This is a genomic window from Flavobacterium hibernum, from assembly GCF_000832125.1.
GTDB classification, from domain to species: domain Bacteria; phylum Bacteroidota; class Bacteroidia; order Flavobacteriales; family Flavobacteriaceae; genus Flavobacterium; species Flavobacterium hibernum.
Genome location: NZ_JPRK01000013.1, coordinates 91,370 through 115,918, shown reverse-complemented (window position 1 = coordinate 115,918; position 24,549 = coordinate 91,370). Strand labels below are relative to the sequence as shown.

Genomic DNA, 24,549 nt, shown 5'->3' with positions numbered 1-24,549 from the left:
TTAAAATTTAAAATTATAAGAAACACCAGGTACTAATCCGTAAATAGACAATTGTCTGGACTCATTTGCCCCTGTAGTATCATTTTGTGAGAACGTCATCGATGCAGCATTTTGCCTATTATAAAGATTATAAATACTAAATACCCAGTAGCTCTGCCATCCAGTCTTTTTATCAGGTTTAGGCGTGTAGGTAGCACCAATATCCAAATGATGATATGCAGGAAGTCTGTTTGAATTTCTCAACGTATAATTAGGTACATTTCTTCCACCAAATTCATAATAACCGTTTGGATATGTCACCGGCTGGCCTGATTGCAAAGTAAAATTAGCATTAAAGGACCATTTTGGATTAAATTCATAATTGGCCGTAACATTTAGATTGTGCAATTTGTCATATCCTGATAAATACCAATCACCATTGGCAATTCCTGGTTCGTTGGGTGTTCTTCCGGGTGTTTTTTGTTCTGCTTTAGATAATGTATAGGCAACCCATCCTGTAAAACGACCAGTATTTTTTCTGAATAATAATTCCATACCATATGATCTTGCTTGTCCGTTCAGGATATCTCGTTCGATATTATTGTTCCCTAATAAATTTGCACCATCGATGTAATCAATACGGTTTTTAATATTTTTATAAAATAATTCTCCCTCAAAAGAATACTCGCGTTCTTTAAAATTTTTAAAATATCCTACTGCATATTGATCCAGTAATTGTGGTTTTGTAAAAGGTCCGCTTGGAGTCCAGATTGTCATAGGCAACGGAGCACGCGTATTCGACAACATATGAATATATTGCGCCATTCTGTTATAACTCGCTTTTACAGAAGTTTCATCATTAAAAGCGTATGATAATGCCAATCTTGGTTCAAAATTATTAAAAGTGCTAATGCTTTTTCCTTTTCCGTAATAGGTACTTCCAATTGGCGTTGCTTCTTCATAAATATGATATAACGGATTATAGACTACTGCTTCTCCATTTGCGTAAGTACTAATAGTTTCGCCACCTAAACGATTAAACATACTGTAACGAAGTCCGTAACGAAGATTAAGCTTTTCTGTAATTTGATTTTCAACATCCAGATATGCAGAAGTTTCTAAAGCATATTTTTTATCTAATTGATTATAATTGTACTGCGAATCAATACCGTAAGGTTGTACAGTTCCCGGATTAAAATCATAATATAAACCGTCTATACCATAATTAACTTTGAAATTGTCTGATATTGTCTGATTCCAGTTGTATTTTAAGCCGTAGTTGGTAATTTTACTATCCCATTCAAATTTTTGAAATGGTATTTGCAGATTAAATTTATAATCACTGTAAAAAACAGAAAGATTCGTATTTAAATTGTCTGAAAATTTATGTTTCCAGCTAAACGTTCCCATCGTATTACCGTAAGTAGTGTTGAAAAAATTATTAATATCAAATAAATCATTTCCTGTATAACCTGAAAAGGAAATCGAATTATTGGCTCCCAATCGATAATTAAACTTAGCATTAATATCATAAAACATAACAGAACTTTTAATATCTGTAAGTTTTAAAAATAGATGAGCATAAGAAGCACGACCTGCAATAATAAATGAACCAACATCCTTTTTTAAAGGACCTTGCACTAAAAGTCGGCTTGAAATAAGACCAATACCTCCGTTTACTTTATAATCATTAAGATCTCCCGTTTGCTGACTTACATCAAGGACTGATGAAACACGTCCTCCAAATTTAGAAGGAATTCCTCCTTTATATAATTCTAGTCCGCTAACAACGTCTGCATTAAAAATAGAAAAGAAACCAAACATGTGTGAATCACCGTATACAGGAGCACCATCTAAAAGAATCAAATTTTGATCGGCAGCACCACCACGAACGTTAAATCCTGACGAAGCTTCTCCGGCATTTGTAACTCCCGGCAAAGTCAATAATGATTTTAAAGGATCCGGTTCGCCCATCGCAGTTGGCAGTCTTTTAATTTCGGCCATCGAAAGCTTATTAACACTCATTTGAGTATTTCTTACATCAACTGCCTTGCTTGAGGTTACCACTACCATATCTAATTCATGGCTGTCCTCGTCCATGTTGAAATTTATACGTGTATCATCAGAAATTGTAATTTGTTTTTCCTTATTTCTTAACCCTACATAACTAATTTGAACCGTATAATTTCCATTGTCCAATTCTAATGAATACATTCCGTTTTTATCTGTTGTAGCACCAGTAGAAGTTTCTTTGATAAAAACATTAGCCCCAATTACAGGTTCTCTACTTTCGTCGAGAACCTGTCCTGTAAGTTTATTTGTTTTTTTATTTCCTTTTGTAGTTTTATGTTTTACAAAAATATTATTCCCAACAATCGAAAACTGAACTAATGAACTCTTATTAAGCTCATTAATAAGATCTTTTACTTCAATATTGTTATAAGTATTTTTCTTGGTAAAATACTTTTGAGAACTATCGATTTGACCTGTAAAGGCAAATTTAAAATCTGTTTGATTCTCAATTTGTTTAAAGAAATCTTTTAGAGTAACTGTTTTATCTACAGTTACGGTTACCTTTTGGGCGAACACAGATAAACTGAATAAAAAAAAGCACGCTGAAATTATATGCTTCATGAAATTTTGTATTTTTGAATATTATTAAATGGGATAGTTTTTCTATCCTTGAACAATAGGAAGGATGTTTAGTTTCGCGGCTAGTGCATCCTTTTCTTTTCTAATGAAAAGTAATCTTTTTTAGTTTTTCATTTATTTCGTAGTTTAGGTTATACATTTCTGATATTAATTGGATAATCGTTTTTAAATCTTCTTTTTTATTGATGCGAACTGTAATTTTCTCGTTCGAATATTCTTCAGGCAGAATTACTTTATAACCATAATTCGATTCGATATAAGTACCAACAATGCTTAGTTTTTCATCTTCAAAATCCATAAATCGGCTAAATTCTGCTACTTCAGCAACTTTGTTTCCGTATGTGAATTTCTCGCCGGGTTTCAAAATCCATTTTTTATCCTGATTGGCAACGCTCATTTCGACACTTCCTTCAAAAAGCTCTACTATAACACCATTTTCGTCTTGCTGAGTTACGGTAAAAGATGTTCCTAATACTTTAGTTATTGTTTGATTACAAAAAACCTGAAAAGGATGTTTCTTATCTTTTTTTACTTTAAAATAAGCTTCACCTTCTACTTCAATTTTTCTGTTGCTTTCAAAGTTATTGGCGTATCTAATTTTAGCATGCGGGCTTAAATCTACCTTCGAGCTATCTGGTAAGAAAACAGTTTTTATTTTTATAGTTGTGTTTTCGATTACGTTTGAACTAGCAAAAATTTCATCCTGCAAAGGATCGTTATTAAAATAAGTTCCAAGTCCAACACTTAGGAAAATTAAAATTGCTGCCGCAGCTGCGTAACGCCAGATTTTAAACTTCTTCTTTTCTACTGGAAATGCTTTCGATTGAAATGCTTCCCACGAAGCTTTTTTTTCACTATCAGAATGTGAAACGGGCGTTTCATCCCATATTTTTTTTAACTCGTCTTCTATTTTTTTATCATTCATGTCTTTGGGGCATTAAAGTTTCTGACAATAAAATCCTTGTTTATTAAAAACACCATAAACCATTTCTTTGATCTCTCTGTTAGTTTCGATTTTTAGAATATGATTAGAATCTTCTAAATCAAAATTCATGATACAATCAGAAATAACAAATTGAAGAAGCGCAACAATAAACCTTGCATCTTCTTTGGTTGTAACATCTGTTTTATAAGCTTCAATATTCATTTTTATGTTTCCGTTTTATAGATAACAAACGAGAACATAAAAGTTCCTAATGGTTTTCGATTTTTTTTCGAATAAATTTACTGGCAAGATAAATATGATTGGCAATCGTCTTTTCAGATAGCTCTGTAATTGCTGCAATCTCCTTATAGCTAAGGCTTTCCAGTTTGTGTAAAGTGTAGATTTTTTGTTGTTGCTCCGGAAGTAATTTTATGAAACTATGTAATTTTTCTTGTCTTTCTTCAAAAATTCCTGTTTCTGTGTCTTCCTGCACGATATCAACTTGCAAAGGATCAAGCTGAATTATTTTATTTTCTCGGTTAACGTGATTAATAATGATGTTCTTGCATATGGTAAACAATTGTTTATCAAACAAAACATCTTCATTAAGCAATTCTCTTTTATTATAAAGTCTTAAAAAAGTTTCCTGAACAAAATCTTGTGGAGTAAGAACCGTGAAGTTAAAACGTTTGGCAATGTTTATAAGTTTATCGTAGTAGTTTAAGTAAGCCTCTTTGAAAGAAGCTTCATTACCTTTTTTTAAACTTAATATAAACTTTTTGTTGTCCATAACGTAAATATGATAATTAGTCTAAACTCAACGTGCAAAATATTATTGCACTTTAAATTAAAAAGCTTAAGACTATTTTAATCATTATTTTAAGAAACCTTAAGGTGCAAAGAACAGAAATTTTTCTCTAAAATGATTTAACCAAAATAGATTGTTTGTAAAAAAACTTCCCAAAGTTTTCCCAATTCTATCACAAGAATAAATTAATCTTGTAATGCAATTCTAAAAAAAAGAGCAATTCTATAATAGAACTGCCCTTCTTCCGCAATTAACTAAGTATAAAGTTTTATTACTCTCCACTATTCATAAAAGTCATCAAAAGTGTATAAGCGTTCTTAACCACAATTTTTGAAGTTTTATCTATAGCCGAAGATTTAATTTGTTTGTAACCGTCGCTGGTAGTTCCGGAATCGACTGGAATCATTTTAAATTTATTGTTTCCAAGATCTGAGAAAACGAAAAACTTGCCTTGCCATCTTACCACTGCATCTTCTGGAACTGTGATGGCTTTTTGGTTATCAAATTCTGCTTCTGCATTGATAAAAAGTCCCGGAATTAATGCATTATCGTATTTGTTTACTTTACAAATAACTTCGGCCGCACGATCATCGTTTAAACTTTGATTGATGTAAGCTATTTTTGCCGAATATTTTTTTGACGGATTGGCATTGGTAAATGCGGTTACGGTTTGCCCTACCGAAAGCAAATGAATATCTTTTTCGAAAGCATTCATCACCAAAACTATATCGGTCATTTCTATCAATTCGAACATCATATCTGTTGGCGAAATATACTTTCCTACGTTCACATTAATTTTAGATACCAAACCATTTACGGGAGACAGAATTGCAACTGTTTTACTAATATTGGTAGCAGTTAATGATTTTGCATTAATACCAACTAAAGCTAGTTTTTGTGCCAATGACGACATATAAATGCGTTGTGTTTGCATTTCTGTAGCGGTTTGCTCAAACAATTTATCGCTGCTTGCTTTCTTGGCGTTCAGTTCTTTTTGTCTGTTGAATTCGCTTTGAGACAACTGAAATTTTTCTTTTGCAGTTAAATAATCCTGTTGCAGTTGTATGTATTGCATATCCTCTACAACTGCCAGTAATTGCCCTTTACGAACATGCATTCCAGCCATTAAATCTGTTTTTTTGATGTATCCGCCTAAAGGAATACTAATGTTTACAACACTTTTTGGCGGTACAGTTACAGTTCCCTGAAGTTGTAATATTCCTTTAACATTTCGTTCTTCTGGATTTCCTACAACCAAACCGGCATTTTTAATTTGTTGCGCGGTTAACTCAATTGTGTTTTCCTGTTTTTGTCCCTCTACTTTATTTTCTTGTTCTTTTTTATCGCCTTTGCAGGAAACCAAAAACAAAAATCCTAAAATCGTGATTATATATGTTTTCATTATTTTATAAATTATTAAGCGTTTGTAGATTTATGATTGCTTTGTTGTAATCATTTACTCTGTCGAGATATTCATTTTTTATCGTGATTGCCTGATTCACTACCAAAACCCATTGCAGGTAATCAATATCTCCGTTTTCTAGCTGACTATTGGCGGCATCGATAATAACTGATGCATTTTTGAGTCCTTCGGTTTCGTAATAACTCAAACTTTCTTTGTATTTCTCGACTTCGCTTACCGCATTAGAAATTTCAGTATTCAGCTCGATTTTGGTATTTTCGGCCAATGTTTTATAATTTTCATATTCGATTTTGGCGGCTTTGTTTCGTGCGGATTGACTAGAGAAAAATAACGGAATTGAAACTCCTAAATTGACATAACTAAATCTATGACTGCTGTCGTAATACACTTCCTGACCCGAGGCATTAGCTTCGGCACCAATAATGCTTAGATTATTATATCCCACTGTAATATCAGGCATTAATCTGGATTGTTCCGTTTTCCATTTCCATTTTGCAGCTTCGGCAGCATGATTTGAAAGTTGAACTTGCGGAAGTTCTGCCGTATTTCTTTTTTCATTCAAAGCCACATTAAAATCATTTTTAATGGTCGCCGAAAACGGTACATGAGTTAAACTATCCTGAAGTACTGTATTGAATGATTTAAGCGTAATGGCAATATCTTTGTTGACCATTGTAAGCTGATTGGTATAAAATTGTCTGGCAGATTGCGAAGCACTTTTTTCGAGCACATTTGTTTCTCCTGCTTTATATCGCAATTCCGATTTTTGCTCCATTAATCTGTAAATAGAATCGGCGTAAGCCAATAATTCTTTTTTACTATTGAGCCAAATATAATAATAGAACAAATTTCGAACATTCGATTTTACTTGCTGAGTCGTTAATTGCGATTCGGCCTTAGCCATATTATAGCTTTCTTTTAAAGCTTTTTTCTGATTGGTATAAAGCGTTGGGAAAGCAAAAGTCTGACTTACACCAAAACGTGTATCGTTTACAGCACTGTTAAACTGACCATAATCTGCATCTAAAGCCAATTTAGGAATATCATAGGCTGATTTTTGCAATTGTTCTTTCGACTTTTCATTCAATTGCGAAGACTTGATTCTTTTATTATTCTGAACTGCAATCGACAATGATTCGTTAAGAGAAATTGGAGTTTGTTGCGCCTCAACCGAAGCTGTAACAAATAAAGCAACAAGTAATAAAGTCAATTTATCCATTTTATTTTTTTTGATTTTTTTCGAAAATACTTTGGTATGAAACGTCATTAAATAAATCGCCGGAAGCACAAACAAAGTAAGCAACGTAGCCGTTATTAATCCACCAATAACCACAGTTGCCAGCGGACGTTGTACCTCTGCTCCTGCACCATTGCTCAATGCCATTGGCAAGAATCCTAAAGATGCCACAGCCGCCGTCATTAATACGGGACGCAATCTGTTTTTTGTACCTGTAATGATAATTTGAAAAGCATCGGTAATTCCGTCGTATTTCTGTATTCGGTTAAATTCTGATATTAAAACAATACCGTTTAAAACTGCCACACCAAACAGTGCGATAAAACCAACTCCTGCCGAAATACTAAAAGGCATATCGCGCAAGGCAAGTCCAAATACACCACCAATTGCCGAAAGTGGAATTGCGGTAAAAATGATAATTCCTTCTTTAAACGATCTGAAAGCGAAATACAACAATGCCAAAATCATAAATAAAGCAGCAGGAACTGCAACTCCCAAACGTGTTTTTGCTTGCTGTAAATTCTCAAAAGTACCGCCGTACGTGATATAATATCCTGGTTCGAATTTAATCTGATTGTTAACTTTTTTCTGCAATTCTTCGACGATCGATTCTACATCGCGACCTCGCACATTGAATCCCACAATGATTCGTCTTTTGGCATCTTCACGCTGTATTTGGTTTGGGCCTTCAACTTCTTTTACTGAGGCAACCTGATACAACGGAATTTGCATTCCGGAACGCGTCGAGATTAAAAGATTACGAACGTCAGAAATGTCTTTTCTTCCGCTGTCCTCTACTCTCACCACCATATCAAAACGTTTTTCTCCTTCGTAAATTTTCCCCGCTACGGCACCTGCAAAAGCAGCATTTACGGTTTGGTTAATATCCGAAACATAAATACCGTATTTCGCCATTTCTGCCCAATCATAATCGATTACGATTTGAGGCATTCCGGTAACTTTTTCGACATAAAGATCTGTTGCGCCTTTTACTGTTTGACTAATTGCGCCCAATTGCTCCGCATATTTTGCCAGCTTATCGAGATCTTCGCCATAAATTTTACAAACCAAATCTTGTTTGGCGCCTGTCATTAATTCGTTAAAACGCATTTGTACCGGAAACTGAAAACCGGTTGTAACTCCAGGCGCAATCTCTTTTACGGTTTCGGTCATTTTATCTGCGAGTTCCGGAAACGACGAAGCGCTTGTCCACTCTGATTTATCTTTTAGAACAATAATCATATCGCCACCTTCTATAGGCATTGGATCTGTTGGAATCTCGGCACTACCAATTCTCGAAACTACTTTTTCGACTTCGGGATATTTGTTTTTTAGTGCGGTCGATATTTTTTGAATGGTTTCTGTTGTTGTCGAAAGGTTTGTTCCCAACAATAAACGAGTTTCTACAGCAAAATCGCCTTCTTCGAGTTGCGGAATAAATTCTCCTCCCATTCGGCTAAAAATTACTAAAGCTATTCCAAACAAAACAAATGCACCAATTACAATGCTTTTTCGAACTTGTAATGCTTTAGATAATCCTCTTTCATAATAACCTTCTAATTTTGTCATAATGCGATCTGACAAATTGGGTTTATGGCTCACTTTTTTGCTAATAAACAAAGCACTTACCATTGGAACATATGTAAGCGAAAGAATAAATGCTCCTAAAATCGCAAAGGCAACAGTTTGTGCCATTGGTTTAAACATTTTACCTTCAATTCCTTCAAGTGATAATATTGGGAGATATACAATCAGAATTATGATTTGTCCAAATACGGCCGCGTTCATCATTCGACCTGCAGAACCTGTGACTTCTTTGTCCATTTCTTCCTGCGAAATTGTATCAACGCCTTTGTACTTTTTAGCACTATGAATATGATGCAAAATGGCTTCGACAATAATCACGGCACCGTCGACTATTAAACCAAAATCGAGCGCGCCAAGACTCATTAAATTTCCGCTTACGCCAAAGGTGTTCATCATAATAATGGCAAACAACATCGCTAGCGGAATTACAGAAGCTACGATAAATCCGGCTCTTAAATTCCCAAGAAAAAGTACTAGAACCAGAACGACAATTAATGCACCTTCGATCAGGTTTTTTTGAACTGTTCCAATGGCATTATCCACCATTTTAGTACGATCTAAAAAGGGCTCAATTTTTAAACCTTTTGGCAGAATCTTTTCAATTTCGGCAACACGTTTTTTTACATTTACGATCACATTATTGGCGTTTTCGCCTTTTAGCATCATGACGATTCCACCAACAGATTCTCCAATATCATCTGTAGTTAAAGCACCGTAACGAATCGCCGAAGACATTTTTACCTCGGCAATATCTTTAATCAAAATTGGTGTTCCTGCCTGCGTATTTTTAACAATGATATTTTGGATATCTTTAATATTTCTGGTCAATCCAACACTTCGGATGTATAATACTGTTGGTCCTTTTTCGATATAAGCTCCTCCTGTATTTTCGTTATTACTGCTTAATGCTGTAAAAACTTCTTTTATGGTCAGGTTTTGCGCTTTTAATCGCGACGGATTTACAGCAATTTCATATTGTTTTAACTTTCCGCCAAAAGTAGCCACATCGGCAATTCCGGGCGTTCCAAGAAGTTGTCGTCTTATGGTCCAATCCTGAATCGTGCGTAAATCTTCGAGAGAATACTTCGTTTCATAACCTGGTTGAGGTTTTAAAACATATTGATAAATTTCACCCAAACCTGTTGTTGCAGGAGCCATTTCCGGGATACTGGCATTCTCTGCAATTTCTACTTTTTGCAAACGCTCTGCAACTTGTTGACGCGCCCAATACACATCTGTATCATCGGCAAAAACAATAGTTACGAGCGAAAGTCCGAAACGCGAAATACTACGGCTTTCTTTTAACTGCGGAATATTGCTAATCGCTTGCTCTATCGGGAAAGTGATTAAACGCTCTACATCTTCTGCCCCAAGAGACGGAGCTGTTGTAATAATCTGAACCTGATTGTTGGTAATGTCAGGAACGGCATCGATTGGTAAACGAGTAACTTCGAACACGCCATAAATAATCCACAGCAATGTGAAGACTCCAATTACCAGTTTATTTTTAACTGAAAATTGAATGATCTTATTGAGCATAATTTTGATTTAATTTTTTTGAAATAATATTGTTATGGTCAAAACATAAAAAATGCTTTCACCACAATAAAAATCGTAGAAAATTAAATTATGCCAATGGAGGTCTAAACACTGCAAACAAAGCAGGATTAGAATATAAATTTGAAGTATAAGGAATTATTACTGATTCTGAAAAATCAACAGTAAAAGGAATATCAAAGATGTGTTTTTCTGCGGGAACAAATACAAGCTGAAACGAAGCGCTCGAAATATGCTTAAACGGAAGCTGCATGTCGCGATCAGAATCATTATCGTTTAAATCTTCGCCCCAATAATGCATCTCTAGAAAATCAATAAAGCTTACATCTTGTCTTTCCTGATGTTCATTGTAATGCTCGATCAATATTGGCAACTTATAAAACTGCTGAAAGAATCCAATATTGGATACAATTAGAAAGATGAATATGTAGACCATGATTTTTCGCACTTCACAAATTTAGAATATGTAGCAAAACTATCCCTATTTAAAATCAGGAAATAAAAACTTTTATCGTTTTACAAGAATAAATAAACTTAAAATAAATTTACACTACTAATTATTATAAAAATTTGAAATTTTGCTAAACTTAAATCAATCGTTCGTAGTAATTTGATTAATATTTTGATAATTATATAAACACTTTTTTTCATTTCGGGACTAAAACTCAAAGATATTATTGATTCTTCTTTAAAAATTTGAGTTACATTAGTCAAAAATTACCTTCATAATACCACCAAACATGGATATCGATTTTATTCTGGACAAAATACATATACTTCCAGAAGCATCAAAAAGTACTTTAAGAGCATGTGTAACTGAAGTTGAATACTCTAAAGGTCATATTTTATTAAGAACCGAAAAAATTGAAACCAGTATTTATTTCATCAAAAAAGGAATTGCCCGCGCTTATGCCAACAGAGAGGCTAACGAAGTTACTTTTTGGTTTGGTAAAGAGGGTGACACACTTTTGTCGATGAACAGTTATGTTGCCAATAAAAAAGGCTACGAAGATGTAGAATTACTAGAAGATTGCGAACTTTATCAATTAAAAACAGATCAATTACAATCGCTTTTTGACAGCGATATAAATATTGCCAATTGGGGCAGAAAATTTGCCGAAAAAGAATTACTTAAGACAGAGGAACGCTTAATATCTCGTCAATTTCGAACTGCTACAGAACGTTATGCAGACTTACTACAAAACAATCCTGATTTACTTTTACGCATACAATTAGGACATATTGCTTCGTATTTGGGCATCACACAGGTTAGTTTAAGCCGCATAAGATCTGAAATAAAATAATTTCATTTTTTAACATTTGTAAAATTTTGCCCGCTTTTCATTTCTCAACTTTGCATCAAAATATAAAGGAAATGAATTGGATTTTATTGGTTATCGCGGGATTATTTGAAGTAGTCTTTGCCTTTTGTTTAGGAAAAGCAAAAGAAAGCACAGGAAACGAAATGTACTTATGGTACGTGGCTTTTGCCATTTCGATTACAGTAAGTATGGGACTTTTGATTAAAGTAATACAAACGTTACCTATAGGAACTGTTTATGTGGTCTGGACAGGAATTGGAGCTGTTGGAACTGTATTACTGGGAATTCTGGTTTTTAAAGAACCTGTAACTTTTTTAAGGATACTTTTTTTAAGTACATTAATTGGTTCTATTATAGGTTTAAAAGTGGTTTCGCACTAAAAAAAAATCTCATTTCGTACTGAAATGAGATTTTTTTTCTTTTAAATACACCACCATTTAGCTTACTATTTTTCGGATTATTTTGAGTTTATTATCAACTAAATCAATCCTTTTTTTTAAGATTGTCTAATATTAGAACCGTCTAAAAAGTTTTAAATCCCTATATTTACTTTTTTGTTGGCAAAAATACAAGGCGCAAATAGTCATTTTCTTTAGCCTTATGCCAATTTATTTTAAGAAGTCAAGATGGAAAAATATATAGCACCAGCAACATCATTACCGCTGAGCGACAACACAATACAGAATAGCTTAATTATAAAAGCCGATTTATTACCTGATCCAGAATCTCAACTTGATTCTATGGAAATGAAAGAAAAACCTATTGCAGATTCTAGCATTCCGTTTAGAGATTTAACGAATTCTACCACTAAAAAAGAAAGCATTGCCCGACTCATTAATAAACTAAATGTTAAAAATAACATTAGATATCAAAGAACAGTTGAAGACACTTATTGCAATGTTTATTCTTACGATTATTGCTATTTCAATAAAGTATATCTTCCAACCGTTTGGTGGACACCTGAAGCTCTTAAAAAAATACTTGAAGGACAAGAAGTTGAAGCTATTTTTGAAGAAACTGTTGATCGCATTTACTCAAGTGCAATTCACGATTGGTTTTTAGAATGGGGCGCGAGTTTTGGTTGGAAAAGAATGTTTACTGTTGATGATATTCAAAATGAAGTAAATAATAATGGCGGAATTGGAATAATTTGTGCCAAAAGAAAACAAAAAGGCCTTTCTGGACATATTGTTCCAGTCGTTCCTGAAACAGATGTAAATAAAGCTTATCGAGAAAACGGCATAGTAGTCTATCCCCTACAATCACAGGCGGGAAAGCTAAATTATAATTATTTTGCAAAAGCTAGAAAAGATTGGTGGAATAATGAATTATACTCTTCACACGTCTTCTATTACCATGAATAATTAAAAAAATCTTCTTATCGTTCCCACAGTCAAAATTTTTATTGATTTTCAGCGCATTAACCACTTGCAAATCAAAAAATAAATAACTACTTTTGCACTTTGGAAAAAACAGGAATAGCAGATATTACAATTTCGCTATTCGTCTGCTTAAATTATTGATATAAAAGTAATTAATAACGATTATAATTTTATAAGCCCTTTATAAAATTTTACTTTTTATCAATCTTTCGGTCGATACAAATGCAAAATTTCTGAGACTCAAATATATACTTACAGTTTTAAAAGTACATGAACTTTTTTTAATGGAAGCGATAATTATACGTAACCCATTATGAGGTTTTGTGGTCTCTGGTTTTCTACCGACTAGAATTTGTGTTTGCGAATAAAAAAAAAGTTACAATATTTAATCAACCATAAAAAAGAAAATTAGTATAAATGAAAGACAATCAGACAAAAAAGTATTACTGGGGAATAGGCTTAGAGAATGAAACCTATATGCAATTTGAAGACCCCCTAATAGTTTCTGGTGAGTTTATACAAGAAAAAATTGGTTTTGAAAAATATAGTATTGACTACAGAAAGTGTTATAAACCAGAAAGTTTAGCACCAGTATTAAAAGAAGCTTTTGGTTTAAATAAAAGCTATAAAGTGAGCAGAATGATGAATAGTCATTCTTTGGAAAAACTGGATATCAATTTCCAGCACAAAACATTATCTGCAAAGAAAACTGCTGTTGACGCTGCTGAAACTGTTGAAGCAAACCCGCAACCACTTGAAAATCCTGAATATCTAGGAAAATCAATCATGGAACTTTTCCTTGAAGATCAACCGTACAATATTCAGAGTATGATTACGCAACGTAATAAAACAATGGGTTCTGTACATTTTGATGGAGATTCTATAGAATTTGTAACCAAATATTTTGAAAATAGAACGATAACTGAATCTTGCAAAGAATTAAAGGCGACTAAAAAGCTTTTTCTTGACAAAATCAATGAATCGTCTGTATTAAACGAGAAATTAAATTTTCCGGATTATAACAATGGACTTAATATGTTCATGACCAATCAGGAAAACCTGGTTTTGTTTAATAACGGAACATACCACTTTCATATCACATTACCTTCATTAACAGAAGACAGTAGAATTGTTGATTACAATAATTTCGAAAAAACACATGCCAACGCCATTTACATGCTGCAATGGTTCGAGCCATTTTTTATAGCAACTCTCGGAAGTCCTGATATTATGGGCGTGATAAGTGACACTTATAAAATGGACAAGAAATTTACTTTGGGCTCTATGCGCAATGCAATGTCTCGTTATATTGGTGTAGGAACTTATAATAAAGCGATGCCAAAAGGCAAAATTCTGACGTATAAAGTAGATGATTTTAGAAAATTACTAAAATTTGAAAAAGAAGAAAATATCTGGTGGAGAGATCAAATTGAAGCAGATATGGAATACGAAATGCTTTCTGAGGTTGGTCTTGATTTTAATCAGGAAAAAATGTACCAAAGTGGTTTTGAATTTAGAAGCTTTGACGAATTTCCGGCTGAATATTTAAATGATGTTCTTTTTTCAATTATTTTAATTTGCGAGCATTCTTTAAATTTACCTGATATTCAATGGGGACATGATAGTAAAGCTTGGAATAATTTGGTTTTTAAAACCCTAAAAATGGGTTATTTGGCTGAAATCAATGAAGATGAAAAACTAGAAGTTTTAAATCTATTGCAATTACTGAATCCATCAGACGAGAATTACGATGCGCTAAAATCTGAATTTGACGCTATTGTAATGCTGGATCAATTTTTCTTTAAAATACTAGCCGTTTTACACGATAAATACAAAGACAACAATGTTTGCCTGGATGCGATGTACGGACAAAAAACAAGTACTCCACCAAAATGGGATAACTTTAATAAATACCAAACAGAGCGCCATTTAAAACAAATTGGGGCTTTCTGCGAGAATTAAAACCTCTCATACAATAAAAGAAAACGGGCAAATTCATCTAATGACTTTGCCCGTTTTTTGTTTGGCTAAAAGCCTATTTGTACGAACTAAAATTAAAATATTGAATTAGTAAAAACTGTATTAAATAGATAGTTTTTCTCTATAAAAACTCACAAAATAGAATTCCAGCAAAAAATAAGTACTCTTTCGTGACTAAAATCTACCAAAAAACTCGTAAATTTATGTTTTAAAATACATTTTTATGAAAAACTACGTACTACTTTTTGTTTCTGTTTTAGCACTATCATTTAACTCTTGTACCTCAATGAAAGACACCGCAAAAACTGATGATCTATACAATACTTCTTGGGAGCTGGAATATATTACTGGTCCGCGTATTGCTTTTGAAGGTTTGTTTCCTGACAAAAAACCATTTTTAAAATTTGACAAAAGTAAAAGTGAAGTGTACGGAAATGCAGGCTGCAATGGATATACTTCTCCAGTTACTATAAAAGGAAAATCACTTTCATTTGGAGATCAAGGCGCTACTACAATGATGTATTGTGAAGGTGGCGGAGAACAAGTGTTTTTGCAAACAATCAAAAAAATTGACAGTTACTCGATCGATAAAGACGGAAAACTGAATCTGATTGCAAATAACATCCCAATGATGAGATTTAAAAAAGTAAACAAATAATAAACTGAATTACAGTTCAGTATTCGAGAAAAACACACACAAAATCCTTCAATAATATTGAGGGATTTTATTTTTAATTTATTCTCTATAAAGGCAATAAATCATATAATTAGATGTTTTATAAAGAATCGTTAACACATTTCGATTAACGACTAAGTTGTTTTATTAATATGAAAAAAAGTATGAAAAAAATATTGTTTCTAGTTGTAATAATTGGTGTTTCTCTGCACGGATATGCACAAAAAGAGCTGAATGGTAAATACAAACCAATTCAGTCTAAAAATTCTGAAATAAAAGATGTGCCGCCAACAGATACGCCACCAACCGTAGATCCGCCACCTGTAAAAGAACCAACCGTTTTAAAAATAAATCCGGAAGATCTTTACAAAAACAATAGCTTGTATAAACCAGAGGCTAATGTTGAAGGGATTTTTTATAGACGAAATGAATATCTTGGAGGATTTGTAACCAACTCATTATATTCTACCGTTCGTTATCGCGATGCCGCTTTTGTAGATGGCGATAAAATCAAAGTGTATTTGAATGATAAAGTTATTGAACCCGAAGTAATTTTAAATAGTGAATTTCAAGGATTTAAAATCAATTTAGTAAAAGGAATTAACAAAATTGACTTTGAAGCTTTAAACGAAGGTTCTGCCTCGCCAAACACTGCCGAATTTCAGGTTTATGATGATAAAGGCGCCGTAATCGAAGCCAGCCAATGGAATGTTGGTACTGGATATAAAGCAACAATAATATTATATAAAGAGTAAAAGAAAAAGCCCAATTAAAATTGGGCTTTTTTTATATAAAATATTCTCAAAACGATTTATTTTAAACGAACAACCACTTTACCTTTTGCGCGTCCGCTTTCTACATAGGACATAGCTTCGTTCATTCCCTCAAAAGGAAATACTTTATCTACAACCGGTTTAATTATTCCGGCTTCTATAAGAGTCGTAATTTTATTTAACTGTTCTCCGCTTGCTTTCATAAACAAAAATGAATAATCAATGTTTAGTTGTTTTGCTTTTTTGCGCACTCCCGAACTTATGAGTGCTAATATGATTTTCACAAACCACGGTGCATTTGCTTCTTGAGCAAACTGAGGTGTTGGCGGACCAGAAATAGAAATCAATTTACCACCAGATTTTAAAACTCTTAATGATTTTTCGAGTGTTTTTTGATCCTGACTATTTAAAACAGCATCATAATTACTCAAACTTTTTTCGAAATCGGCATTCTTATAATCAATAACATAATCTGCACCCAAATCTTTTAGTGTATCGAAACTTTTTGTACTTGCAGTAGTAGCGACCGTCGCGCCCAAATGTTTAGCAAGTTGAATTGCAATAGTTCCTACTCCTCCTGAGCCTGCCTGAATAAATATTTTTTGTTCTGCTTTTACTCGTGCCTTTTCGACTAAAACTTGCCATGCTGTTAATGCTACTAACGGAATCGATGCTGCCTCTTCCATAGTAAGGTTTTTAGGTTTTAATGCTACATCACTTTCATTTATGGCAATAAACTCTGCAAATGTGCCAATACGATGATCTTGTGGTCTGGAATAAACTTCATCACCAACTTTAAAGTTTCTTACATTTTTCCCCACCTTAGTAACTATACCGGCGACATCGTGTCCTAATATTAAAGGAAGTTTGTAAGGCAAAATGAGTTTAAACTCTCCAGACTTTATTTTAGAATCTAAAAGATTTAATCCAGCTGCATGAATAGCTACCAAAACATCATTATCTCCAACTTCAGGAACTGGTACATTGGCTAGTTGCAAAGGTTCTTTTTTACTGTACTTATTAATTAAAAATGCTTTCATTTTATCAAATTTAGAATATCAGTTAGTATCTCAGGCTAGCGTAAATCTTTTTCGGATTGACCAAATTAAAAGCCAATTTAGGGAAAAATCGATTTATAAAATAAATCAGCTTTGTATCGCCCACTCGAATCGTAAACTGATCTTTTTTTATTCCGGAAATTAGTCCGTTTACCAATTGTTCCGGAGTTATTTTTTTATCCTTTCTTTTAACGGTCATTTCCGTCGCAACAAGTGGTGGCAACAATTCAAAAACTTTTACTGAACTGTTGAGAATTTCTAAATCTTTTCTCAATATTTGAGTATAAAAACTCAATGCTGCTTTAGTTGCAGAATACGTAGGTTCTTCTAATGCAGGAACTATACTCAAGAGAGAAGTTGTATTGATAATTGCACTTTCCTTTCGTGCTTTGAGCATGTTTATAAAAAGATTGTTCAATCGAATAATCCCGAAATAATTAACGTTCATTTCGTAAATCGCGTTCTTTAGAATTTGATCGTTGGCATTGCCAAGATTTAAAGCCTGAGCTCCAACACCGGCATTATTATACAAAATATCAATTCCGCCCAAAGAAACCACCTTATTAAAAAGTGCTAAAGCATCATCCTCATTATCAACATCACTTTTTATTATGATTAAAGACGGAAATGCTTTTTTAGCCAAGTCCAATTTAGCTTGGTTTCTACCCGTAATAATCACTTTGGCACCTTCGGCTAAAAATTGTTTTGCCGACTCTAATCCAATACCAGAACCACCTCCGGTAATTAAGATTGTTTTTCCTTTTATATTCATACCGTATTTATTAAGCTTCTTTAAAAAATTGTTTTGTATCTCCAACCGGAACATCAAACTGATTTTTCTCTAAAGCGATCAACAACTCATCTGCCACTTCTTCTGGAGGAATACCATTTGCTCCACCAATTTCTGCCGAAAACTCAGTATTAACCAAAGGAGGATAAACCTCATAAATTTGCAGATTTTTTTGTTCTTCATAACTGTATCTTAGTGCAACGGTATAACTATGCAATGCCGCTTTGGTCGCGCCGTAAGTAGGTAATAATTTATGACTTCCAAAAACTGCAATCGACGAAACATTTATTACAACAGCCTCCGCTTTCTGTATCAAATGCGGCAACAAAAGCTCCGTAAAATGAATTACACTAAAATAGTTTGTATTCATTTCGATAGCCGCTTTTTCGTGCGCATTTAAAGTTTCATTCAAAAGATAACTAAATGCAGCTCCAGCATTATTAATGATAATATTGGTCTCAGGATAATTTTCTTTTAATTGCTTCGCAATAGCAATTCGATCTGCTTCTATCGATAAATCGCCCTGAATTGCAATGGCATTATCCAATTGTTTTAATGCATTTTGCAAACGTTCTTCATTACGTCCGTTAATAATAATTTTGTTGCCTGCGGCACTTAGTTTTTTAGCAATTGCTAATCCTATTCCAGCACTTCCTCCACTGATGAATACTGTATTTCCTGTTGTTTTCATTATAATGTATTTATTTAAATTAAAAATTCTAGTGTTATTTTTCTATCTTTTATTTGTTTCAAAATTTTAACAAATATACTTTTTAGTCTATTTTATAATATACTAAAAAGTATATTTTAATATAAAAAAAGGTTAGAGTGAATATTGCTCTAACTCCATTTTTAAACTTTTTAATAATCCTTGCATTGGTTTAGCCGTTTCCATAACTCTGCACATTACAATTCCACCTTCTATCGCGGCAACCATTTTAAAAGCAAAAACAGCGGGATCCAAATCTTTTGAAAACTCTCCAATTTGAATTCCTTCCTTAAGCAAAGCTACAAGTTCTTCCTGTCCAATTCTTAATACCTTAGCCACTTTCTTTTTCATAACCGGATAGTTATCGTCTGATTCTACGGCTGTATTAAATATCGGGCAACCGCCAGAAATAAAGGTTTCAATTGGATTTTTATAGAAATCTATAAAAGCAATCAACTTACCTTTTGGAGTTTTTCCCTTTGCAACTGCTTCTCTAATTTTTTCTGAGACTTTTTTCAATGCCAAGTCTATAACTTGCTCAGACAAATCGTCTTTGTTCTCAAAATGCCCGTACAAACATCCTTTTGTAAGTTTTGTTGCTTCTAATACATCATCAATATTTACTCCCGAAATACCTTTCTCATTATAAAGCGGTACAGCAGTTTCTAGTATAAATTGTTTTGTTTTTTCGGCTTTTGTTAGCATCACATTCTAAATTAGAGTACAAATATACTAAAAAGTATATTTTAAAAACACATAAATATATAATTATTTTCAAAAATTAAATTTCAGCATCATGATTTACAGCAATTTAAAATACTTAAGCACCTTTTCGACCGTACATTAATATTCTCTTAAAAGAATAAATTGCCGGAAGTTTTGGAAAATGAACTGCGATTCGCTCTTTATAAGTTTGAATAAAAAGTGCTTGCTCGTCGCCTTCTAAACGTTCGATATACGGAATCAACGCCGAACCTGAAATGAAGTTGAAAAGTGTTTCATGATCGTTCGCAATTATGGGATATACTTTTTGCAGAATCTGGATATCTTCAAGACCGCCATCAAAAAGTATTTGCGCATATTCGTCAATACTCAAAACTGGAGATTCTCTTTTAAAACCTTTTAAGTATAATTTAAAAGGTTCTTCATTCACCAATTCTAAAAGAATTTTATTGAGTTTATTTTCGGGCTGAACAGGCATTTGTATCGCAAATTGCCCTTTTGGATGAAGATGTTCTACTAATTTGGTAAATAAAACTTCGTGATCGTTCGACCATTGCAAAGCTGCATTACTAAAAATCAAATCCCATTTCTCGCCAGATTCTAAAGTTTCTTCGGTAGTGGCCTGACGAAAATGCAAATTATCTGATTCTAAAGCTTTTGATTGTTCCAACATTTCTGCCGATGAATCAACTCCCAGAAAACTGGCTTCAGGAAATTTATTGGCTAAAATCGAAGTTTGTTCCCCCGTACCACAACCTAAGTCAATCGCTTTCATTCCTTTTTCGGGCTGAATAAAATTAGCCAAATCATAAAAAGGCTGATATCGAATGTTTTTGAATTTATTATAGATTTCCGGATTCCAAGGCATGTGCAAAAGATTTATGATGTACTAAGATACAAAATTATTGTCGCGCTTTATTTCTTGAATTTGCAAACCTAATTACTAACTTTTTTTAACGGTATAGTAAATTTAACCGCAAAGAACGCAAAGATTTTTTACTCTTAGCTTTTATAAAAAGAGCAAAGTTCACAAAGCTTTGTATTGACTTAGCTTTGTGAACTTTGCTCTTTTTATAAAAGCTTTCTTAGATGAAAATCTTTGCGTTCTTTGCGGTAAAAAATAATTAATGTTTCTACACTTATAGTTGTTAACATTATGCAAAAATGGCCCAAAGAATTTTTATTAGCCTTATTTTTATGCCATGAACGTAAAAAGATGCTCTATTTTCTTTGGCTATCTTAAACAGCTTTTGTTAGTTGTAGGTTTGTTGTATGCTTTTTCTAATTGTCAGGTTAAAAGAACTATTCTGCATTTTGTTTCGATAGAATCTCCAGAAGTTTCTCAAAAAAACCAAACACAATTACCTGTACAGGAATCTTGCAGCAGTAGCATTATTAAGAAAAACTCTATTGCTAAAAAAGTTATTTCTGTTCCGCAAACACCTATAATTTCAAGGATTCAGCCGTTTTATTTTCAAGTAAAACAAAGTACTGCTTTTACTAAATTACAGATTCCTTCTTCGTTTGAGTTCAATAAAAAATCGATTACTTATCCTCCTTTGTTTATAGTATTTAAGAATATAAAAATTGCCTCGCCGGTTGTTTCGAACTTGGCTTAAAACAATTTATTATTTTTAAAATTACTTATAATGCAAAATCAAAAAACTTTTGATGCCGCTTCTATAACCACTTTAGCTTTGCGATTGGTTGTGGGTTGGACATACTTTTCGGCCTTTTGGAGGCGACTTATCTTAGAAAACAAATTGATTCCTGACGAAGCCGGCTATATTGGTGAAAAATTCAATCATTTTTTACCCAATTCTCTCGGATTAAAACCTATAATCGAATACTTAGTAACGCATCCTGAAGCTTTGTGGATTTCTATGGTAGCTTTTACTATTATCGAAGGAATTGTAGGTTTAGCTATGATTCTAGGCTTTTTTACCCGATTAATGAGCATTGGAATTTTCTTATTGGCTTTAGGAATTCTGCTTGCTTCTGGTTGGATTGGAACTACGTGTCTGGACGAATGGCAAATTGGAATTTTAGGTTTAGCCGCCGGATTTACATTGTTCTTAACTGGAAGCAGTTACCTTTCTTTAGATTCTTATTTTACTGAAAAAAAGGCTCGTTTCACACAAACAAAATGGTTTAAATTCTTGGGTTCGGGAGAATTAAAACTGGCATCATACAAACGAACTCTGCTGCTTATCGTTGCTTTTATTTTTGGACTTACTTTATATACCAATCAATATTTTCACGGCGGTGTTTTTGGAACTTTACACAATAAATCGGTAAAACCAAAGCTTGAAATAAGCCATTTAAAAATAGACAAAAACACTTTAAGTTTTGAAGTCTATCGTGTAGAAGGTGTCGATGTTTACGGTTCATTTTTAATTGGAATCACACTTCAAGATGCATCTGGAAAAAATCTACTAAACTTAAACGGAAATGATTTAGCCAAACTATCTCCTAAAGCGATACACAATCATTATGTTGCAAAAGTAAAACCTGGTGCGCATAGTTTAGTTATTCCGCTTGGAGCAAAAGCTACAATTACAATTCCATTAGAGAACTTTGATGTTCAAAATGGTTATTACACACTTACTTTGATAGACATTAGCGGTTTGACCTGGAGTGCTCAATTATAATTTTAAAAAACCGTTTCATTAGTTTGAAACGGTTTTTATTATTTATTCAAAATACTTTTGATAAAGCAAAATTAATATTATATTTTTTTAATTTCATCTAAAGTATTATCAATTAAAAAAGGAAAATCACCGTTTAAAAGTTCCGTAAAGCTAACCTTTTGTGCATTATAGGTATCAATTGCTATACAATAATCTTCCGAGATTTGATAAGTATCACCATAATTTTTGATAAGAAATTTATGTAATATTTCACAAAACATACCTAACTCTGGCTTTGTAAATCCACTAAGTTGTGGAATTAACCAAATTGCACCTATCAAATTTTTACCATTTCTTTCAAAAGAAAACAAAAGACTTGGATTTACAAATAATGGAAAATTATCTACAGTTAAAATTTTAAAACTTTTGGGTACCTTTTGATATTTCAAATCACACGAAGGTTTGGAATCCTCAAAATCAAAATCTTTAAAACTAGTAAGAATTTCGATATTTCTTAAATACATAGATTGAGTTCTCCTATTGTCAACATTTTCAAATCTTGAACGAAGTTCTTCTATTTTTGAATCATATAATTCATCACTTTCATATTTAAAAACATTGTAAATACAACTTGTACTTGTTATCCAATAGTCACCACCGCCTTCATTTTTTAAATCATTTTCATCAATCCTTTTTTCTTCTCTATTTCTTAATTTAAAGGCAAAATTCTTTCTGTTTCTGTCAGATTTTCTTCTGAAGGCAACTAATTCTTTAATTGTTATTTTCTTCATTCTTTGAATTATTAATTTTTTGGCACATTTATACTACTTAGTAACAAATATTATCATTTGATAATCAGCTTATTTACGGAAAACCATAATCCTCTAAAATTTAACTTTAACAAGTATAAGAATAAATAAATCTCAAACACTAAGTACTTATACGGGATTTATCACATCATAAAGGGTTACAAAAATCAAAACCCTCATTTTATTGACTTACATCAAACTTTTACATCTTAAACAACTTTAGATTTGCTGTTCTTAAATTTAAAAAGTTCAGTATAAATGATAAGTACACTAACCTCTCCACTAGAAAAATTTGGCTTGACCAGCGTTCAACGTGTCGAAAATGCCCTCCAACAATTGCAAAACGGAAAAGGCATTTTATTAACCGATGATGAAAACCGCGAAAACGAAGGCGATTTAATATTCTCGGCACATGCAATGAGTGTTCGTGATATGGCGATGATGATACGCGAATGTAGCGGAATCGTTTGCCTTTGTCTCATTAATGAAAAAGCCAATCAGCTTGAATTGCCTTATATGGTAACCGAAAATACGAGTAGTTTTCAAACTCCTTTCACCATCACAATTGAAGCAAAAAAAGGCGTTACAACAGGAGTTTCGGCAGCAGATAGAATTACTACTATCCAGGCGGCTTGTGCTATAAATGCTCAGGCTTCAGATTTGGCTAGACCGGGACATATTTTTCCGTTACGCGCCAAAAACAATGGTGTTTTAGAACGAAACGGACATACGGAAGGCAGTGTCGATTTAATGAAATTAGCGGGTTTGCAACCCGAAGCTGTTTTATGCGAATTAATGAATGAAGACGGCAGTATGGCAAAATTGGACAAAATCATTAGCTTTGCTAATCTGCACGATTTGGTAGTTTTATCTATAGAAGATATTATTTATTACCGAAAATTTGTGAGAGATTATCTGTAAATGATGCTATACGAACAACTAGGCGATTATATAAAAAAACGAATTGATGTTTCAGAAGAAGACCTCAATACCATTCTATCTTATTTTAAACCTTTAAAACTGGTAAAAAATGAGCATCTACTTTCAGCGGGACAAACTAGCCAAAATACTTATTTCGTTAATAAAGGTTGTTTGAGAATTTATTATATCAACGAAGAGGGAAAAGATGTAACACGTTATATTGCTTTCGAAAATCAATTTGCGACTGCATTGGTGAGTTTTATTACCAAAGTTCCTTCGACAGAATACATTCAGGTGATCGAAAAATCGGAACTATTGTATATTAGCCATGAAGATTTTAATCACTTAATTCAAACCATCCCGCAATGGATGCAGTTTTATTGCGCTTATTTGGAAAGAGCTTACGTTAATAATACCAACCGACTGATGTCGTTTACCACAATGGATGCTCTCGAAAGATATCAGCTTTTACTAAAAGTAAATCCCGCAATTGTAAAACGTTTGCCGAACAAAATTGTGGCTTCGTACATTAATGTTTCTCAGGAAACATTGAGTCGATTGAAATCTAAGGTTTGAACGCGCGCATAGAAAACCCGACAGGTTTTTAA

23 protein-coding genes are annotated in these 24,549 nt (G+C 33.1%); 10 read left to right on the top strand and 13 right to left on the bottom strand.

The window, feature by feature from the left end; translation table 11 throughout:
• The 7 genes from IW18_RS15965 to IW18_RS15935 all read right to left on the bottom strand — a co-directional run bounded on the left by IW18_RS15965 (position 1) and on the right by IW18_RS15935 (position 10,604).
• Entirely contained in the window at positions 1–2,613 is a 2,613-nt protein-coding gene (locus IW18_RS15965) for a TonB-dependent receptor (RefSeq protein WP_041518888.1), read from the bottom strand.
• A gap of 100 nt (positions 2,614–2,713) precedes the next feature.
• Entirely contained in the window at positions 2,714–3,556 is an 843-nt protein-coding gene (locus IW18_RS15960) for a FecR family protein (RefSeq protein WP_041518887.1), read from the bottom strand.
• A gap of 12 nt (positions 3,557–3,568) precedes the next feature.
• Positions 3,569–3,778 carry a hypothetical protein gene (locus IW18_RS15955; protein ID WP_041518886.1) on the bottom strand — a complete coding sequence of 70 codons (210 nt, stop codon included), beginning with the start codon at positions 3,776–3,778 and terminating at the stop codon, positions 3,569–3,571.
• 46 nt (positions 3,779–3,824) lie between these two features.
• The gene (locus IW18_RS15950; protein ID WP_041518885.1) at positions 3,825–4,346 is read right to left on the bottom strand and encodes an RNA polymerase sigma factor; all 522 of its coding nucleotides are present in this window, start codon (positions 4,344–4,346) and stop codon (positions 3,825–3,827) included.
• A gap of 289 nt (positions 4,347–4,635) precedes the next feature.
• Complete coding sequence (locus tag IW18_RS15945; RefSeq protein WP_041518884.1) at positions 4,636–5,766, bottom strand: efflux RND transporter periplasmic adaptor subunit; 1,131 nt, start codon at positions 5,764–5,766, stop codon at positions 4,636–4,638.
• 4 nt (positions 5,767–5,770) lie between these two features.
• Entirely contained in the window at positions 5,771–10,150 is a 4,380-nt protein-coding gene (locus IW18_RS15940) for a CusA/CzcA family heavy metal efflux RND transporter (protein WP_041518883.1), read from the bottom strand.
• 88 nt (positions 10,151–10,238) lie between these two features.
• A complete protein-coding gene (locus IW18_RS15935) occupies positions 10,239–10,604 on the bottom strand; it encodes a hypothetical protein (protein ID WP_240475570.1) in 366 nt (121 codons plus the stop codon).
• Between the two features lie 304 nt (positions 10,605–10,908).
• Between IW18_RS15935 and IW18_RS15930 the strand changes: the two genes are divergently transcribed.
• The 6 genes from IW18_RS15930 to IW18_RS15905 all read left to right on the top strand — a co-directional run bounded on the left by IW18_RS15930 (position 10,909) and on the right by IW18_RS15905 (position 16,283).
• Complete coding sequence (locus tag IW18_RS15930; protein WP_041518881.1) at positions 10,909–11,472, top strand: Crp/Fnr family transcriptional regulator; 564 nt, start codon at positions 10,909–10,911, stop codon at positions 11,470–11,472.
• Positions 11,473–11,543: 71 nt separating this feature from the next.
• Positions 11,544–11,870, top strand: a complete 327-nt coding sequence (locus IW18_RS15925; protein WP_041518880.1) for a DMT family transporter — start codon at positions 11,544–11,546, stop codon at positions 11,868–11,870.
• 246 nt (positions 11,871–12,116) lie between these two features.
• Complete coding sequence (locus tag IW18_RS15920; RefSeq protein WP_041518879.1) at positions 12,117–12,854, top strand: hypothetical protein; 738 nt, start codon at positions 12,117–12,119, stop codon at positions 12,852–12,854.
• Between the two features lie 435 nt (positions 12,855–13,289).
• Positions 13,290–14,834: a hypothetical protein gene (locus IW18_RS15915; protein WP_041518878.1), complete on the top strand. Its 1,545-nt coding sequence runs from the start codon at positions 13,290–13,292 to the stop codon at positions 14,832–14,834.
• Positions 14,835–15,075: 241 nt separating this feature from the next.
• The gene (locus tag IW18_RS15910) at positions 15,076–15,510 is read left to right on the top strand and encodes an META domain-containing protein (protein ID WP_041518877.1); all 435 of its coding nucleotides are present in this window, start codon (positions 15,076–15,078) and stop codon (positions 15,508–15,510) included.
• 182 nt (positions 15,511–15,692) lie between these two features.
• Positions 15,693–16,283, top strand: a complete 591-nt coding sequence (locus IW18_RS15905; protein WP_041519013.1) for a hypothetical protein — start codon at positions 15,693–15,695, stop codon at positions 16,281–16,283.
• Between the two features lie 56 nt (positions 16,284–16,339).
• Here the strand turns inward: IW18_RS15905 and IW18_RS15900 are convergent, their stop codons facing one another.
• From IW18_RS15900 to IW18_RS15880, 5 genes are all read right to left on the bottom strand, one after another.
• The gene (locus IW18_RS15900) at positions 16,340–17,341 is read right to left on the bottom strand and encodes an NADP-dependent oxidoreductase (RefSeq protein WP_041518876.1); all 1,002 of its coding nucleotides are present in this window, start codon (positions 17,339–17,341) and stop codon (positions 16,340–16,342) included.
• 22 nt (positions 17,342–17,363) lie between these two features.
• On the bottom strand, positions 17,364–18,131 hold the full coding sequence (locus tag IW18_RS15895; RefSeq protein WP_041519012.1) for an SDR family oxidoreductase: 768 nt from the start codon (positions 18,129–18,131) through the stop codon (positions 17,364–17,366).
• A 10-nt stretch (positions 18,132–18,141) separates the two neighbouring features.
• Positions 18,142–18,840 carry an SDR family oxidoreductase gene (locus IW18_RS15890; protein WP_041518875.1) on the bottom strand — a complete coding sequence of 233 codons (699 nt, stop codon included), beginning with the start codon at positions 18,838–18,840 and terminating at the stop codon, positions 18,142–18,144.
• 132 nt (positions 18,841–18,972) lie between these two features.
• Positions 18,973–19,563, bottom strand: a complete 591-nt coding sequence (locus IW18_RS15885) for a TetR/AcrR family transcriptional regulator (protein WP_041518874.1) — start codon at positions 19,561–19,563, stop codon at positions 18,973–18,975.
• A gap of 115 nt (positions 19,564–19,678) precedes the next feature.
• Positions 19,679–20,449 carry a methyltransferase domain-containing protein gene (locus tag IW18_RS15880; protein ID WP_041518873.1) on the bottom strand — a complete coding sequence of 257 codons (771 nt, stop codon included), beginning with the start codon at positions 20,447–20,449 and terminating at the stop codon, positions 19,679–19,681.
• 334 nt (positions 20,450–20,783) lie between these two features.
• On the opposite strand from IW18_RS15880, the gene IW18_RS15875 reads away from it, so the two are divergent.
• Positions 20,784–21,200 (top strand): hypothetical protein, encoded by a 417-nt coding sequence (locus IW18_RS15875; RefSeq protein ID WP_041518872.1) that lies wholly within the window; start codon positions 20,784–20,786, stop codon positions 21,198–21,200.
• A 30-nt stretch (positions 21,201–21,230) separates the two neighbouring features.
• A complete protein-coding gene (locus tag IW18_RS15870; protein WP_041518871.1) occupies positions 21,231–22,232 on the top strand; it encodes a TQO small subunit DoxD in 1,002 nt (333 codons plus the stop codon).
• 77 nt (positions 22,233–22,309) lie between these two features.
• Here the strand turns inward: IW18_RS15870 and IW18_RS15865 are convergent, their stop codons facing one another.
• Positions 22,310–23,002 (bottom strand): hypothetical protein, encoded by a 693-nt coding sequence (locus tag IW18_RS15865; protein ID WP_041518870.1) that lies wholly within the window; start codon positions 23,000–23,002, stop codon positions 22,310–22,312.
• A 276-nt stretch (positions 23,003–23,278) separates the two neighbouring features.
• On the opposite strand from IW18_RS15865, the gene ribB reads away from it, so the two are divergent.
• Together ribB and IW18_RS15855 are read left to right on the top strand one after the other, a co-directional pair.
• Complete coding sequence (gene ribB / locus IW18_RS15860; RefSeq protein WP_041518869.1) at positions 23,279–23,941, top strand: 3,4-dihydroxy-2-butanone-4-phosphate synthase; 663 nt, start codon at positions 23,279–23,281, stop codon at positions 23,939–23,941.
• Positions 23,942–23,944: 3 nt separating this feature from the next.
• Positions 23,945–24,517, top strand: a complete 573-nt coding sequence (locus tag IW18_RS15855) for a Crp/Fnr family transcriptional regulator (protein WP_041519011.1) — start codon at positions 23,945–23,947, stop codon at positions 24,515–24,517.
• The last annotated feature ends 32 nt before the right edge of the window (positions 24,518–24,549 follow it).